This is a genomic window from Dokdonia sinensis, assembly GCF_003688895.1.
Classification (GTDB): domain Bacteria; phylum Bacteroidota; class Bacteroidia; order Flavobacteriales; family Flavobacteriaceae; genus Dokdonia; species Dokdonia sinensis.
The window spans coordinates 1-13471 of record NZ_REFV01000001.1 but is presented as its reverse complement, the minus strand read 5'-3'; the positions used below and the strand labels follow the sequence as shown (position 1 = coordinate 13471).

Sequence of the window (13471 nt, the reverse complement as noted above, 5' to 3'; positions counted from 1 at the left end):
GGTTTTTCCATTTTGAGGTTTTTCTATTCTAATTGAGCGCTGTATTCATTCAAATATTTGAGCTGTTAATTTTACGCTTTCGCGAAAGCGTAACAACCTATTTTCCAATACAAAACTGAGAAAATATATTCCCAAGTAGTTCATCGTTAGTTACTTGTCCCGTGATTTCACCAAAATGATACAAAGCCTCTCGAATATCAATAGCCATTAAATCCCCCGTAAGTCCAGTCTCAAGACCATATTGCACTTTTTCTATCTCTTCAAGTGCTTTTAGTAAAGCATCGTAGTGACGCGAATTTGTAACAATAGTTTCGTCATTGCGCAGGGCTCCCGTATTTACGAAGTCTAGTAATTTTGATTTCAGCTCGTCCACTCCCATATTCTCTTTGGCAGAGAGCAAATGAATATTAGGGATTTGAGATTTAAGATTTAAGATTTCAGCAGAGTCTAGTTGATCCACTTTATTTGCAATAACCACAAGTGGCTTTAATGGAAATTGATTCTTAATCTTCTCAATCTCAAATAAAACTGACGAATAATTCTCTCCCCCTGGGAGAGATGCCGCAGGCAGAGAGGGTTTCTGAATTCTGAATTCTGAATTCTGAATTAAAGAAGCATCAAACAAGTATACCACCACTTGTGCCTGCTTAATCTTCTCAAAAGTCTTTTTAATTCCGAGTCCCTCAATAGTATCGGTCGTCTCTCGTATTCCTGCGGTGTCAATAAATCGGAAGCCTATTCCACCTATAGAAAGCTCATCCTCAATCGTATCTCTAGTGGTGCCTGCAATATCAGATACAATCGCCCGATCCTCATTGAGAAGCGCGTTAAGAAGGGTAGATTTTCCTACGTTAGGTTCTCCCACGATGGCTACGGGAATCCCGTTTTTAATCACATTTCCTGTGGCAAAAGAATCTATTAGGCGTTTTAACACCTTCATAATGCGCGCCACGAGTTCTTTAAACTGTGTCCTATCTGCAAATTCTACATCCTCTTCTGCAAAGTCCAGCTCTAGTTCTATGAGCGAGGCAAAATCCAGTAGCTCCTTGCGTAAAGCAGCAATCTCGTTTGAGAAGCCGCCGCGCATTTGTTGCATTGCAATCTGGTGGCTCGCTTCGTTGTCGCTAGCAATGAGGTCTGCAACCGCTTCGGCTTGACTTAGGTCCATCTTGCCGTTTATAAACGAGCGTAGCGTAAATTCTCCAGGCTGCGCTGCACGACACCCAGAGCGCAATAGTAATTGAATGATCTCTTGCTGAATGTAACTAGAGCCGTGGCAAGAAATCTCAACCGTAGGTTCACCTGTATAAGAATTACTCCCTCTAAAAAGCGAAACTAAAACCTGGTCGATCACTCGCTCTCCGTCTATTATATGACCCAAGTGTATGGTATGTGTTTTCTGTTTTGCCAGATTTTTATCGTGTATCGATTTAAATAAAGGGGTGCAAATATTGATTGCATCTGTACCAGAAACTCGAATTACAGCAATGGCTCCAGCCCCAGCGGGACTTGCAAGCGCAACAATAGTATCTTGTATATTCATTACTGCAAAATTACGGAAAGGTGTAACATTTTTACGATTAACACTACTTATAAGTATCAATCAGAAAAAATCAAAACTATGGAAATCATTCACGACGGCGTTCCCGTACGCGAGGACCGCAATCTTTTAGTACTCACTCACCTTTCTCAATTACTGGATTATGTAACCGGTTTTGGAGGGTTTATCGTACCGCTTATACTTTGGATTGTAAATAAAGACAAAATCCACGGGATGGACGCCCACGGAAAAGCAATTTTGAACTTTCAAATCAGTATGTTTATCTATGCGCTTATCTGTATTCCTGCCATACTCTTATTAGGGCTTGGTCTCTTAGGTTTATTAGCAATATGCATTCTCGCATTTATTTTGCCTATTATAAACGCAATAAAAGTAAGTAATGGCGAGAAGCCCAATTACTATATAAGCTTGCCATTATTCACGTAGGTAATTCCGCTCCTGCCTGCCGTCAGGCAGGTTCGCGAAATTTATTCTAAATTTATTTCAGAAGCAAACATCTAAACTATTCTAGCCGATTCGTAAGAGTCGGCTTTATTTATCATATTTACTTTCAAGTTCACTTCAATTTCTAAGATATCTCCTGTCCATCCAGAAAGTTCCAAAAGGTATTATGGAGCACAGTAAAACGATTCCCAGTGTTTTATTATTCCATTTAAGCTCTGGCTTCATCATAAAGGCCATTACAACATAAGCCAAAAAAAGTACGCCGTGCGCCATCCCGATGACCTTATTTGGATCGCCATTATCCCAGATATATTTGAGAGGCATTGTTACAAAAAGGATGAGAAGAAAAGAAATTCCCTCCAGAATACTGATGAGGCGGAAGCTTTTAAGCATAGCGATAATTTTATACAAAAATAAGTGCCAAAGCTTAATTACAACCCGTCTGCTACTGATATTTTACTCCACTTCAAAAAGGATAAGTTGTGTCACTTGCTCGCCAAAGTTATTAAAGTTATTATCTGAGATAACAACTAGGGATTTCTTCCCATTTTCAAGTAATGGCCCAAAGGTCATTCCCTCAATATTATCTACTCTTCCAGAAGGTAATTGTGCTCTTATCGTGTTAAAATCAAAGAGGAGTGTCTTCTCAACAGGAGTAAAATCTGTATTACTTAAGTTGTTTATTTTACTTACATCTGTAGCCCCAGAAATGTCTACTTTATAAATTTTTACATTGTTCCCTCCATCGCTATGTCCCGAAGCGTAGGAACGTTCTAGAATAAGGAGCCTGTTTTTGGAATAAGATAAGATTTCGGTTATACCATTTACCTCCATTTTTCCTGGGCGTGCTACTTTATCAAGCATATAAACGTATTCGCTTTCAAAAGTATTTTTGGCGACATTAATGTTTGCAATTCTTACTGGTGACGTTGCGCTTTTACTCGTAGGGATCTCACCATCTTGAACAAGAGGTAGTTCTGTCGTAACCCATAAATTATTACTATTGTAATCTAACGATAGCGCCTCAAACACTCCATTATTTCTAGGACCATTTTTTGCATCTTGACCCGCGAGATAGCGATTAGGTAATTTAATTTCTGCAATATAAGTGCCATCTCTGGACGCCCGATATATAAAAGGATGAATTCCGGTACTTATATTTCCCTCACTGCTCCAGTATAGCTCATTAGCACCAGAAACGCGCAACGATTCTGGGTCTGCCAGCCCTGATTTAAAAGGGAGATTGTTTTTGCTTTTAAGCGCAGCGACGCCTAAAATTTTAGGATTTTCAAATCCATTGGTATTGTAATTGAGACCAAGACTGTAATACCGCGGACTTTTACGATCATCACTCAGGACATACCAACTGCCATTTGCATAGTCAATAGCCGATAAACCACCTACTTCTTCACCTTCAAAAATGAATCCTTGAGGGATGATTATTTCAGCAATATAATTGAGCGCAGTGATGTCACTTGATTGTTTGGTCGTTGACATTCTTGAACCACAAGAAACACATACGAATCCTGCGGTCATTAGTATTGAGTAGATCTTTTTCATAAATTTTTCACTTTTCCCGCCGTAAACAATCAGCATCTAAGCCGTATTAATTCTAACTCAAAGGTCTTAAAATTATTCAGAGCAAAGTATAAACTTGGATTTGAAGTATATTTTAGGAATAGTTTAAAATAATTAGTTGTCCGCTTTCGCGAAAGCGTACCTATCTTTAAGCATACAAAAAAGAATATATGGATCATAAAGGTAAAGTAGCCCTAATCACGGGTGGGACAAAGGGAATAGGATACGGAATTGCTCAGGCGCTCATAAAATTAGGAATAAATGTTGCTATCACAAGCCGTGACAAAGCATCTGCCGAAGAGGCTGCAAAACAATTGTCTCAGAACGATAATAGAGCCTTAGGTTTAGAAGCAGACGTCCGAGACTATGAAAGTCAAGAGCGCGCCGTCAATGAGACGATAAAGACCTTCGGTAAACTGGATATATTAATCGCAAATGCTGGACTGGGGCATTTTAAGTCCATCGAAGATATGACTGTTGAGCAATGGAACGAGGTTATTGAAACCAATCTGACTGGCGTCTTTTATTCTGTAAAAGCAAGTGTTACGGCACTTAAAAGGTCAAAGGGGTATATTATGACCATTTCCAGTCTTGCGGGTACAAACTTTTTTGCGGGAGGAACGGCCTATAATGCAAGTAAATTTGGTGTTACAGGATTTACACAAGCATTAATGCTGGACCTTAGACAGGACGATGTAAAGGTCACTACAATAATGCCTGGATCGGTGAGTAGTCATTTTGGCGGTCGATCTCCAGAGGAAGGTACGGACTGGCGTATACAACCAGAGGACATTGGGCAGATGGTTGTAGATTTATTAAATATGAACCCACGCACATTGCCTAGCAAGGTTGAGGTGAGGCCTAGTAAACCGCCAGTGAAGTAGTTTTTAGTGGCAGTTTTCAGTAGCAGTAGCAGTTGTAAAGTGGAAGGTGGAAGTTGCCGTTTCTTCAATCGTTTTATTTTTTTTAATTGTATTGCTATCTGTCGCGAAACCGGCACGAATCCATTTTTTTAGATTTTGAAATCGAATTCAAGTTCAAATTCGATTTCAAGTTCAAGTCCGAAGTCTCCCTTTCGCAAAAGCGAAAACCAGCCCTTTTCCCAATCTTTTGTCAAATCTCAATATTTACTCCACAGTTACACAATTTTTAGTATTTTGCAACTGTTTACTAAGGTAGACGACTTCACTTAATTATTTACAATTGATAGACCAGTTAGAATACAATACAGAGCGCGATCATCTGATCATACCTGAGTATGGACGCCATATTCAAAAAATGATAGATCAGACAAGAGAAATAGAAGATTCGGAGGAGCGCAATAAGCAGGCAAAAGGAATTATTGCCGTAATGGGAAATTTACAGCCGCACTTGCGTGATGTGCCAGATTTCCAGCACAAGCTGTGGGACCAGCTTTTTATAATGGCAGATTTTGATCTTGACGTAGAGTCTCCTTTTGGGAAACCGTCTAGAGAAGAACTTGCAGAACGCCCAGAACCACTGGAATACCCACAGAATTTTCCTAAATATCGTTTTTACGGAAACAATATTAAAAGAATGATTGATGTGGCAAAGAGCTGGGAAAAAGGAGAGTTGAGAGATGCACTTGTAATTACAATTGCAAACCACATGAAAAAATGTTTTCTCAATTGGAATAAAGATACGGTAGAGGATGATGTGATTTTTAATCATCTTTTTGAACTCAGTAATGGCGAAATTAATCTTAAGGATAAGGATGAAGACTTGCGCGATAGTGATCGTTTGATACGCGCATCTAAGAAGGCAAAAGCCTCCGACCACCCAGTAAAAAAATCAAAAGGAAAAGGTAACTACACTCGCAAGAAGCGATACTAAAAAACACTCTTATATAATTTATGGCAACATTTCAGATCGAGGGAGGTCACCCACTTAAAGGTGACATCCAACCACAAGGCGCAAAAAACGAAGCACTTCAAATCTTATGTGCGGTATTGCTAACCCCTGAAAAAGTTACCATAAGTAACATCCCAGATATTAGGGATGTAAATAAGCTTATTCAGATTTTAAGTAATCTGGGAGTTAAGATTCAAAAAATAAAGAAAGGAGAATTTACTTTTCAAAGTGATGACCTACAACTAGATTATCTGGAAAGTGAGCAGTTTAAAACGGACGGTGCAGGATTACGTGGTTCTATTATGATTGTGGGGCCGTTGCTAGCACGTTTTGGTAAAGGATATATTCCGCGTCCTGGAGGTGATAAAATAGGTCGCCGCCGTCTGGATACCCACTTTCAAGGTTTTATAAACTTAGGAGCAAACTTCCGCTATAATCGTGAGGAACGTTTTTATGGAGTAGAAGCACCTAAGGGTCTTACGGGTACATATATGCTTTTAGACGAAGCATCGGTAACAGGAACAGCAAATATTGTAATGGCTGCTGTGCTTGCCAAAGGGAAAACCACTATATACAATGCAGCCTGTGAGCCCTATTTACAGCAGCTCTGTAAAATGCTCAACAGTATGGGTGCAAAAATTACAGGCGTAGGTTCTAACATGCTTCACATAGAAGGGGTAAAGACATTGGGCGGTTGCAAACACCGCGTACTTCCAGATATGATCGAGATAGGATCGTGGATAGGACTTGCCGCAATGACCAAGAGTGAAATTACAATAAAAGACGTTTCTTGGGACGACCTTGGGATTATCCCTAACACCTTTAGAAAACTGGGAATCACATTAGAGCGCAGGGGCGACGATATCTATATTCCCGCTCATAAAGATGGCTACACCATCGAGAGTTACATTGATGGTTCTTTTATGACAATTGCAGATGCGCCGTGGCCAGGGTTTACTCCAGACCTTTTGAGTATTATGCTCGTCACTGCGACCCAAGCCAAGGGCGAGGTAATGATCCACCAAAAAATGTTCGAGAGTAGACTCTTCTTTACAGACAAGCTTATCGATATGGGAGCAAAGATTATACTATGTGATCCTCACCGTGCGACTGTCATCGGTCACAACTTTAAGTCGCAGCTTAAGGCAACAACGATGACCTCTCCTGACATACGCGCTGGAATATCGTTGCTTATTGCTGCTCTAAGTGCAAAGGGAACATCGACCATTCATAATATCGAGCAAATAGATCGTGGTTATGAAAATATAGATGATAGATTGCGTGCGATAGGAGCAAAGATTGTAAGGATAGATTAAGTTTTTACGCTTTCGCGAAAGCGTATACATAAAACGCATTATTGTGGCTCTAACATACCTCTAAATTGTGCTAGGTAAATTTATCAATAAAATTATACTGAGTGACGAAATTGTATATTCGGGAAGTATTGATGAGTTAAATGAGAAGATTCGATTAAATAATAACAAGCGTGTACAGATTGAATGGCAGGACTACCACCATTTTTTGTTCTTCTCAAAATGGTCTCTCGGTACTTTACAAATTAGAGGATTCTATAGAAGTGATTTGGGAATATCGGGCTATGCGACTTTAATATCACAAGAAGATGGTACATCCAAAATCATTTTAAGAACCAGAGTCCGAATAGAGTTATATCTTTTAGCTGGATTTACGATTTTAGCAAACCTTATAGGTCTTATAACTCAGGATGATACTTCGTATGTAACTCTTTTATACATACCGCTTATACTTATTTGGTTTTGGCTCATATATCGCTTCCAAGAGAAAATTCTCTTTAAGAGGTTGAAATCAGTATTGAACTCACAATAGTAATATGCTCAATATGTGGAGTAAATTTCATTTTGCTTTTCTATTAGTATTCATTGCTTGTAACGATTCAAAAGTTCCAATAGTTATGACCTCAAATAAAATCCCAATCGTCATTGCCCACAGAGGAGCACAATCCATCTTTCCTGAACATACCTTAGAGGGCTATAAAAAAGCCATAGAGCTAGGCGCAGATTATATTGAGCCTGATTTGGTAATGACTAAAGATGGAGTTCTAGTAGCACGTCACGAACCTTATATTTCAAAAACGACGGACGTAGCTGACAGAAAGGAGTTTAAAAATCGGAAAACCACAAAAGTAGTAGATGGCATTAAAATCACAGATTGGTTTGTATCAAATTTTACGCTAAAAGAGCTCAAAACCTTAAGGGCGCGACAGCCGTGGCCCAAACGTCCTCAAGAACATAATGACATTTTTGAGATACCGACTTTTGAAGAAATCGTTATGCTCGCTAAACAATCAAAAACTAAATCAGGAAAACCAGTAGGCATTTATCCAGAATTAAAACATCCTACTTTCCATAAAGATTTAGGATTACCAATGGAAGATAAATTTCTAGATCATTTAAAAGTTGCAGGATGGACAACAAAGGATGCTCCTGTATATGTGCAATGTTTTGAAGTGGCATCATTACAGTATTTGAACAAGTACACCGATGTAAAACTGATTCAACTTATAGGTGCGACTTGCATTCAGGATGATGGGACGCTTCTGTTTACTGATAGAGATGGTAGTTATAACCCAGAAGGACAACCCTATGATTTCTATATTGCTCACGATACTCGCACTTACCAATTTTATACTACAGAAGAGGGAATGAAATTTACCGCAACCTATGCTGATGGATTAGGGCCTTGGAAACCATTCATCATATCGCACAAAACAAATAATGAAGGTAAGATGGAGTTGTTACCTCCATCAGATTTTGTTTATCTCGCTCATAAATACAATCTCAAAGTTCACCCATACACTTTCAGAAATGAAGATGATAAGTGGCGTACAGATGAGCGACCGGAAAGTGAATACGAGTTGTTTTTTCAAGCAGGTGTAGATGGTGTGTTTTCAGATTACACTGATATTGCCGTAAAGGCCAGATATAATCACAATAAAAAAACCGCTCAGCAATAATTCTGAACGGTTTTGAATTTTGATTTTTGGCAAAGCCTAAATAGACAATCTAATCTCTACTTTCGTTTTTCTACTTTCCCCCTTACCTCAATATCGTCTGTGTACGATCTGGTCCTACAGAAACAATCTTGATCGGTGTTTGAAGCTCTTTTTCAAGAAACTCGATATATTCCATCAATGCTGATGGAAGTTGTGATGCTTCTGTCATTCCAGTAAGATCTGCTTGCCATCCTTTCATTTCTTTATAGACTACATCTACATTCTCTGGTTCTATATTGTAAGGTAAATGCTCTATAGTTTCTCCCTTGTATTTGTATGCCGTACACACTTTAAGTGTATCAAAACCTGAAAGTACATCGCCTTTCATCATCATAAGTTGTGTAACACCATTTACTTGTACAGCATATTTTAAAGCAACAAGATCTAACCAGCCACAACGACGTGGTCTTCCTGTAGTAGCACCAAATTCATTTCCTACACGTCCCATCGTTTCTCCATCTTCGTCAAAAAGTTCTGTCGGAAATGGTCCGGAACCTACACGTGTAGTATACGCCTTAAAGATTCCAAAAACTTCACCGATCTGATTAGGAGCAACACCTAACCCAGTACAAGCACCTGCGGCAGTTGTATTAGATGAGGTTACAAATGGATACGTCCCAAAATCAATATCAAGTAAAGATCCTTGAGCACCCTCAGCTAGAATAGATTTTCCTGCTTTTTGTGCTTGATATAAATACTCTTCAGAATCAATAAATTTTAGGGACTTAAGAACTTTAATTGCCTTAAAAAATTCAGTTTCTAGCTCCTCAAGATTGTAATCGATTTTTGCGTCATAAAAATCGATCATTGCAATATGCTTGTCGCGCAAGGCGCTATATCGATCTTTCCAATCTGCAAGCTCAAGATCTCCTACTCTAATACCATTACGGCCCGTTTTATCCATATAGGTGGGTCCTATTCCTTTTAAAGTAGAGCCTATTTTTGCTTTTCCTTTTGACGCCTCAGAAGCTGCATCTAGCAATCGGTGCGTAGGCAGGATGAGGTGAGCCTTGCGAGAGATAAGAAGCTTTGCTTTATAATCTAATCCTTCAAATTGATCTAAATTCTCAAGCTCTTTCTTAAAAATAACAGGGTCAATAACAACTCCGTTACCAATGACATTAAGCGCATTATCGTGAAAAATTCCAGAAGGAATTGTATGCAATACGTGCTTGATACCGTCAAACTCTAAAGTGTGTCCAGCATTGGGTCCACCTTGAAAGCGTGCGATGATATCGTAGTCCTTTGTAAGAACGTCAACGATTTTTCCTTTTCCTTCGTCTCCCCATTGGAGTCCTAGTAGCAAGTCTACTGCCATTGCGTTATAATTGTATGGTTAGTTTGAAGCCTCATTTTTCTTACCATAGAAATAAAGCGAATGCTTATCTATCGTAATATCAAATACCTCTTCGATGGTTTTCTTTATAGATTGAATGCGCGGATCACAAAATTCTATGACCTCTCCCGTATCTGTCAGAATTACATGGTCATGCTGTTTGTCAAAATATGATTTCTCGTACTGCGCTTGGTTGTTCCCAAACTGATGTTTACGCACGAGTCCACATTCCAACAACAGTTCTATCGTATTGTACAGCGTAGCTCTACTTACGCGATAGTTTTTATTCTTCATATTAATATATAAAGACTCAATATCAAAATGTTCATCGTTATTATAGATTTCCTGAAGTATAGCAAATCGCTCAGGGGTTTTACGATGCCCTTTTTCCTCTAGATACATCGTAAAAACATTTTTTACGACTTCTTGATCTTTATTGATGTTGCCGCTGGCTGACATAGGTGGTATTAAGATGCGAATTTACGGAATTACAGTCGAGTGACTTTATCTATTCCGTTGATTTTTTTGAGGTTTTCTATAAGAGTTTTCAACACTCCTTGATTCTGTACCACGACTGTTATTTGCCCTTTAAAAACTCCGTGATTTGTAGAAAAGTTGATATTACGCATATCCACGTGCATGTGTCCAGATATTTCGGCAGTTACTTGACTCACAAGCCCTAAATTGTCTATCCCCGTAAGAGCAATGTCCACTTTATATCCCTCGGCACTAGAGTCTATCCATTTTGCGGTTAATATCCGGTAAGCGTATTTACTACGCATGTCTATAGCATTAGGACAATTGTGTTTGTGCACTTTAATCCCCTCCTTTATAGTAGTAAATCCGAAAACAGAGTCTCCAGGAATTGGATTACAGCATTTTGCTAAAGTATAATCAAGCTTTTGTTCTTCCTTACCAAAAACAAGAGAGTCATATTTTGCCGTAATTTCATCCCTATCTATATTTTCTTGAATGGTTGGCTTACGAATCTTACTCTTAATAAAAGACATAAGCGCATTGCTACGTTGAGCAGCAAACTCTTTAATCATTTTATTATCTATTACGCCGGTACCAACTCGATAAAAAAGATCTAAACTAGTTCCCAATTTAAAGTATGAAACGAGTTCATTAATTGTCTTTTCGTTGAGTGCTATTTTCTGAGATTTAAGCTTTCGCGAAAGCACAACTTTACCCTCGGCCGCAATATCTTTCTTTTCATCTTTAAGAGAAGATTTTATCTTAGAACGTGCACGCGCTGTGGTTGCATAATCGAGCCAGTTACTTGTAGGTTTTGCTTGGTCTGATGTGATAATATCTACCTGATCCCCACTTTTTAATTCGTTGCTTAGCGGAACCAGCTTACCGTTTACTCGTGCACCTCTTGTGTGCATGCCAACCTCTGTATGTACACTAAAAGCAAAGTCTAGAGGCGTAGCACCTTTAGGTAAAGACTTGAGCTCACCCTGAGGTGTAAATACAAATATCTCTTTGTTATAAAGGTTAAGTTTAAAATTCTCAACAAAGTCCACAGCGCTTTGATCTGAACTTTCGAGAGCTTCTTGCAGTCTATTGATCCATTCGTCTAGACCTTTATCCTTATCGTCTCCCTGTTTATATTTAAAGTGAGCAGCATAGCCCTTTTCGGCAATTTCATTCATTCTATCAGAGCGTATTTGAACTTCTACCCATCTGCCCTTCAATCCCATTACTGTAATGTGAAGCGCCTCATAGCCTGTAGTCTTGGGAGAAGATATCCAGTCACGCAAACGAGTAGGGTTTGGTCTAAAGTGATCCGTTACTATAGAATATATTTTCCAAGCAAGAAATTTTTCATTTGCTCGGTCACTTTTATAAATAATCCTTATGGCAAACTTGTCATAAACCTCCTCAAAGGTGACGCCTTGAGTCATAATCTTTTTACGAATACTGTAAATAGACTTAGGGCGTCCTTTAATTTCATAGTTTAACCCTTCAGTATCCAGAGAATCTTCTATAACTTTTTTAAAGTCAATAATGTACTGATCTTGCTCAGCTTTAGACTCCTTTATTTTTCCTCTTATATCATTGTAAACCTCGGGTTCCGTATATTTTAGACTTAGATCTTCGAGCTCTGTTTTAATATTATAAAGACCCATTCTATGGGCAAGTGGAGCATAAATGTATAAGGTCTCACTAGATATTTTGGCTTGTTTGTCTGGACGCATCGCATCCATGGTTTGCATATTATGAAGACGGTCTGCAATTTTGATAATAATAACACGGGGGTCGTCATTAATGGTAAGCAGCATCTTCCTAAAGTTTTCCGCTTGAAGCGAAACGTCACGATCCTTCTTTAAATTAGATATTTTTGTCAGTCCATCAACAATACGCGCAACTGTCTCGCCAAACATTTGCTCGATATCATTAAGCGTATACTCTGTATCCTCTACAACATCGTGTAAAAGTGCCGCAGCTATAGAGGTAGCATCTAGACCTATCTCTGAAGCTACGATTTGTGCCACCGCGAGAGGATGAAAGATATAGGCTTCGCCAGATTTTCTTCTCTGCTCTTTATGGGCATCTACAGCAATATCAAACGCTTTCCTAATGAGAACCTTGTCATCTTTAGTAAGCGCCTGGTAACTTATGCGCAACAGTTTTTTATACTGCCTCGTAAGTTCTTTATTCTCTGCCTCTATAAATTCTTGTGTCAACTCCATTTGTAGAAACTAAAGTACGATTAATAGCCCAAGTGACAATGCTAAAAAAAATTGAAATATCCATATTCTTAATTCAAGTTCAACATTCCATTAAGAACTAAAAGGTCTCTATTTCAATTAATTTGAAACATTTTTAACGATATATTTTGTTTAATTATTTTAATGATATCCTAAACAAATGTATCTTTATATTAATCAATAGAAGATAATATCAAATAATATATAAAGTAATAATTGAGTTGCGCAACTGCGTAATGATTTATTGGTTAGGTTGTTTTTAAAAGTGCACTTTTAGTCGGGTGCACTTTTTTATTGCATTAAATTTAGAAAATATAGCTTTTACGCCATCTTAGCACAATAAAATATTTTTCGCTTTCGCGAAAGTTTTCTCACCTGTCCTAAAAATTTTTATCCGGTTAATAAATGCACTCAACCGAGATCCCGTAAACCTTCTTTAATGCTCATTTTATTCATTCCTTGCTGAATTTTAAAGTCAAACAGCCACGGCTATTAATAATTTAATTACATAACCAAATATGTCCTTTAAAACTTCAAAATTTACAAGTCCTTAGTTTCCTTCTATTTTGATATAGTTTCATTTTCGATTTTTCTTTCATTAAATAATATTTTTTAAGTTATATCAGGTGTAGGGAAGAACTTCAAGCTATTCTATTTTGCTTAAACCAAAAACTCTCCCAGATTACAAACCTGAGAGAGTTTTTTTTAGTTCTAGATTATAAATAATCCAGGAGATTTAGATTTTTTAGCTTCCAACGTCTACCTTTTTAGCGCAAAGTGCCCCGAGAACTCTTTCTTTATCAATTCTCCGTTCTCATCTGCTTCATTGTATTCCACTCTGAACCAGTAATCGTTAGATGGCATTGGCTGTCCGTTAAAGGTACCGTTCCATCCCGGGCTTGTCGGGCTTAGCTGCTTTAGCAGTTTCCCGT

Annotated in this window: 13 protein-coding genes; 6 read left to right on the top strand and 7 right to left on the bottom strand. The window is 38.3% G+C overall.

What is annotated here, in order from left to right; translation table 11 throughout:
• Positions 1 to 97: 97 nt before the first annotated feature.
• Complete coding sequence (mnmE, locus tag EAX61_RS00065) at positions 98 to 1543, bottom strand: tRNA uridine-5-carboxymethylaminomethyl(34) synthesis GTPase MnmE (RefSeq protein ID WP_121915619.1); 1446 nt, start codon at positions 1541 to 1543, stop codon at positions 98 to 100.
• A gap of 78 nt (positions 1544 to 1621) precedes the next feature.
• On the opposite strand from mnmE, the gene EAX61_RS00060 reads away from it, so the two are divergent.
• Positions 1622 to 1987 carry a DUF4870 domain-containing protein gene (locus EAX61_RS00060; protein WP_121915618.1) on the top strand — a complete coding sequence of 122 codons (366 nt, stop codon included), beginning with the start codon at positions 1622 to 1624 and terminating at the stop codon, positions 1985 to 1987.
• Positions 1988 to 2122: 135 nt separating this feature from the next.
• Here the strand turns inward: EAX61_RS00060 and EAX61_RS00055 are convergent, their stop codons facing one another.
• The gene (locus EAX61_RS00055; RefSeq protein ID WP_121915617.1) at positions 2123 to 2398 is read right to left on the bottom strand and encodes a DUF3817 domain-containing protein; all 276 of its coding nucleotides are present in this window, start codon (positions 2396 to 2398) and stop codon (positions 2123 to 2125) included.
• Positions 2399 to 2461: 63 nt separating this feature from the next.
• Positions 2462 to 3565 (bottom strand): esterase-like activity of phytase family protein, encoded by a 1104-nt coding sequence (locus EAX61_RS00050; RefSeq protein ID WP_161555130.1) that lies wholly within the window; start codon positions 3563 to 3565, stop codon positions 2462 to 2464.
• A gap of 188 nt (positions 3566 to 3753) precedes the next feature.
• Between EAX61_RS00050 and EAX61_RS00045 the strand changes: the two genes are divergently transcribed.
• The 5 genes from EAX61_RS00045 (at position 3754) to EAX61_RS00025 (ending at position 8447) form a co-directional block, all read left to right on the top strand.
• On the top strand, positions 3754 to 4467 hold the full coding sequence (locus EAX61_RS00045; RefSeq protein ID WP_121915615.1) for an SDR family oxidoreductase: 714 nt from the start codon (positions 3754 to 3756) through the stop codon (positions 4465 to 4467).
• 319 nt (positions 4468 to 4786) lie between these two features.
• On the top strand, positions 4787 to 5437 hold the full coding sequence (locus EAX61_RS00040) for a DUF4290 domain-containing protein (RefSeq protein ID WP_121915614.1): 651 nt from the start codon (positions 4787 to 4789) through the stop codon (positions 5435 to 5437).
• A gap of 20 nt (positions 5438 to 5457) precedes the next feature.
• Complete coding sequence (murA, locus tag EAX61_RS00035; protein ID WP_121915613.1) at positions 5458 to 6771, top strand: UDP-N-acetylglucosamine 1-carboxyvinyltransferase; 1314 nt, start codon at positions 5458 to 5460, stop codon at positions 6769 to 6771.
• A 67-nt stretch (positions 6772 to 6838) separates the two neighbouring features.
• Positions 6839 to 7300 (top strand): hypothetical protein, encoded by a 462-nt coding sequence (locus EAX61_RS00030; protein ID WP_121915612.1) that lies wholly within the window; start codon positions 6839 to 6841, stop codon positions 7298 to 7300.
• An 85-nt stretch (positions 7301 to 7385) separates the two neighbouring features.
• Entirely contained in the window at positions 7386 to 8447 is a 1062-nt protein-coding gene (locus tag EAX61_RS00025) for a glycerophosphodiester phosphodiesterase (protein ID WP_236641955.1), read from the top strand.
• 82 nt (positions 8448 to 8529) lie between these two features.
• Here EAX61_RS00025 and EAX61_RS00020 read toward each other — a convergent pair whose 3' ends face one another.
• The 4 genes from EAX61_RS00020 to EAX61_RS00005 all read right to left on the bottom strand — a co-directional run.
• Positions 8530 to 9804: an adenylosuccinate synthase gene (locus EAX61_RS00020; protein ID WP_121915610.1), complete on the bottom strand. Its 1275-nt coding sequence runs from the start codon at positions 9802 to 9804 to the stop codon at positions 8530 to 8532.
• A gap of 18 nt (positions 9805 to 9822) precedes the next feature.
• Positions 9823 to 10281 carry a Fur family transcriptional regulator gene (locus EAX61_RS00015; RefSeq protein ID WP_121915609.1) on the bottom strand — a complete coding sequence of 153 codons (459 nt, stop codon included), beginning with the start codon at positions 10279 to 10281 and terminating at the stop codon, positions 9823 to 9825.
• A gap of 29 nt (positions 10282 to 10310) precedes the next feature.
• Positions 10311 to 12521, bottom strand: coding sequence for a RelA/SpoT family protein (locus EAX61_RS00010; protein WP_430641057.1), 2211 nt, complete (start codon positions 12519 to 12521; stop codon positions 10311 to 10313).
• 777 nt (positions 12522 to 13298) lie between these two features.
• Positions 13299 to 13471, bottom strand: a 173-nt coding sequence (locus tag EAX61_RS00005; RefSeq protein ID WP_147448308.1) for a T9SS type B sorting domain-containing protein, incomplete at its 5' end; no start/stop codon positions are given.

Coding starts and splice junctions, on each gene's coding strand:
- mnmE (WP_121915619.1), bottom strand. CDS start 1,543: ATGAATATACAAGATACTATTGTTGCGCTTGCAAGTCCCGCTGGGGCT.
- EAX61_RS00055 (WP_121915617.1), bottom strand. CDS start 2,398: ATGCTTAAAAGCTTCCGCCTCATCAGTATTCTGGAGGGAATTTCTTTT.
- EAX61_RS00025 (WP_236641955.1), top strand. CDS start 7,386: ATGACCTCAAATAAAATCCCAATCGTCATTGCCCACAGAGGAGCACAA.
- EAX61_RS00050 (WP_161555130.1), bottom strand. CDS start 3,565: ATGAAAAAGATCTACTCAATACTAATGACCGCAGGATTCGTATGTGTT.
- EAX61_RS00015 (WP_121915609.1), bottom strand. CDS start 10,281: ATGTCAGCCAGCGGCAACATCAATAAAGATCAAGAAGTCGTAAAAAAT.
- EAX61_RS00010 (WP_430641057.1), bottom strand. CDS start 12,521: ATGGAGTTGACACAAGAATTTATAGAGGCAGAGAATAAAGAACTTACG.
- murA (WP_121915613.1), top strand. CDS start 5,458: ATGGCAACATTTCAGATCGAGGGAGGTCACCCACTTAAAGGTGACATC.
- EAX61_RS00020 (WP_121915610.1), bottom strand. CDS start 9,804: ATGGCAGTAGACTTGCTACTAGGACTCCAATGGGGAGACGAAGGAAAA.
- EAX61_RS00045 (WP_121915615.1), top strand. CDS start 3,754: ATGGATCATAAAGGTAAAGTAGCCCTAATCACGGGTGGGACAAAGGGA.
- EAX61_RS00060 (WP_121915618.1), top strand. CDS start 1,622: ATGGAAATCATTCACGACGGCGTTCCCGTACGCGAGGACCGCAATCTT.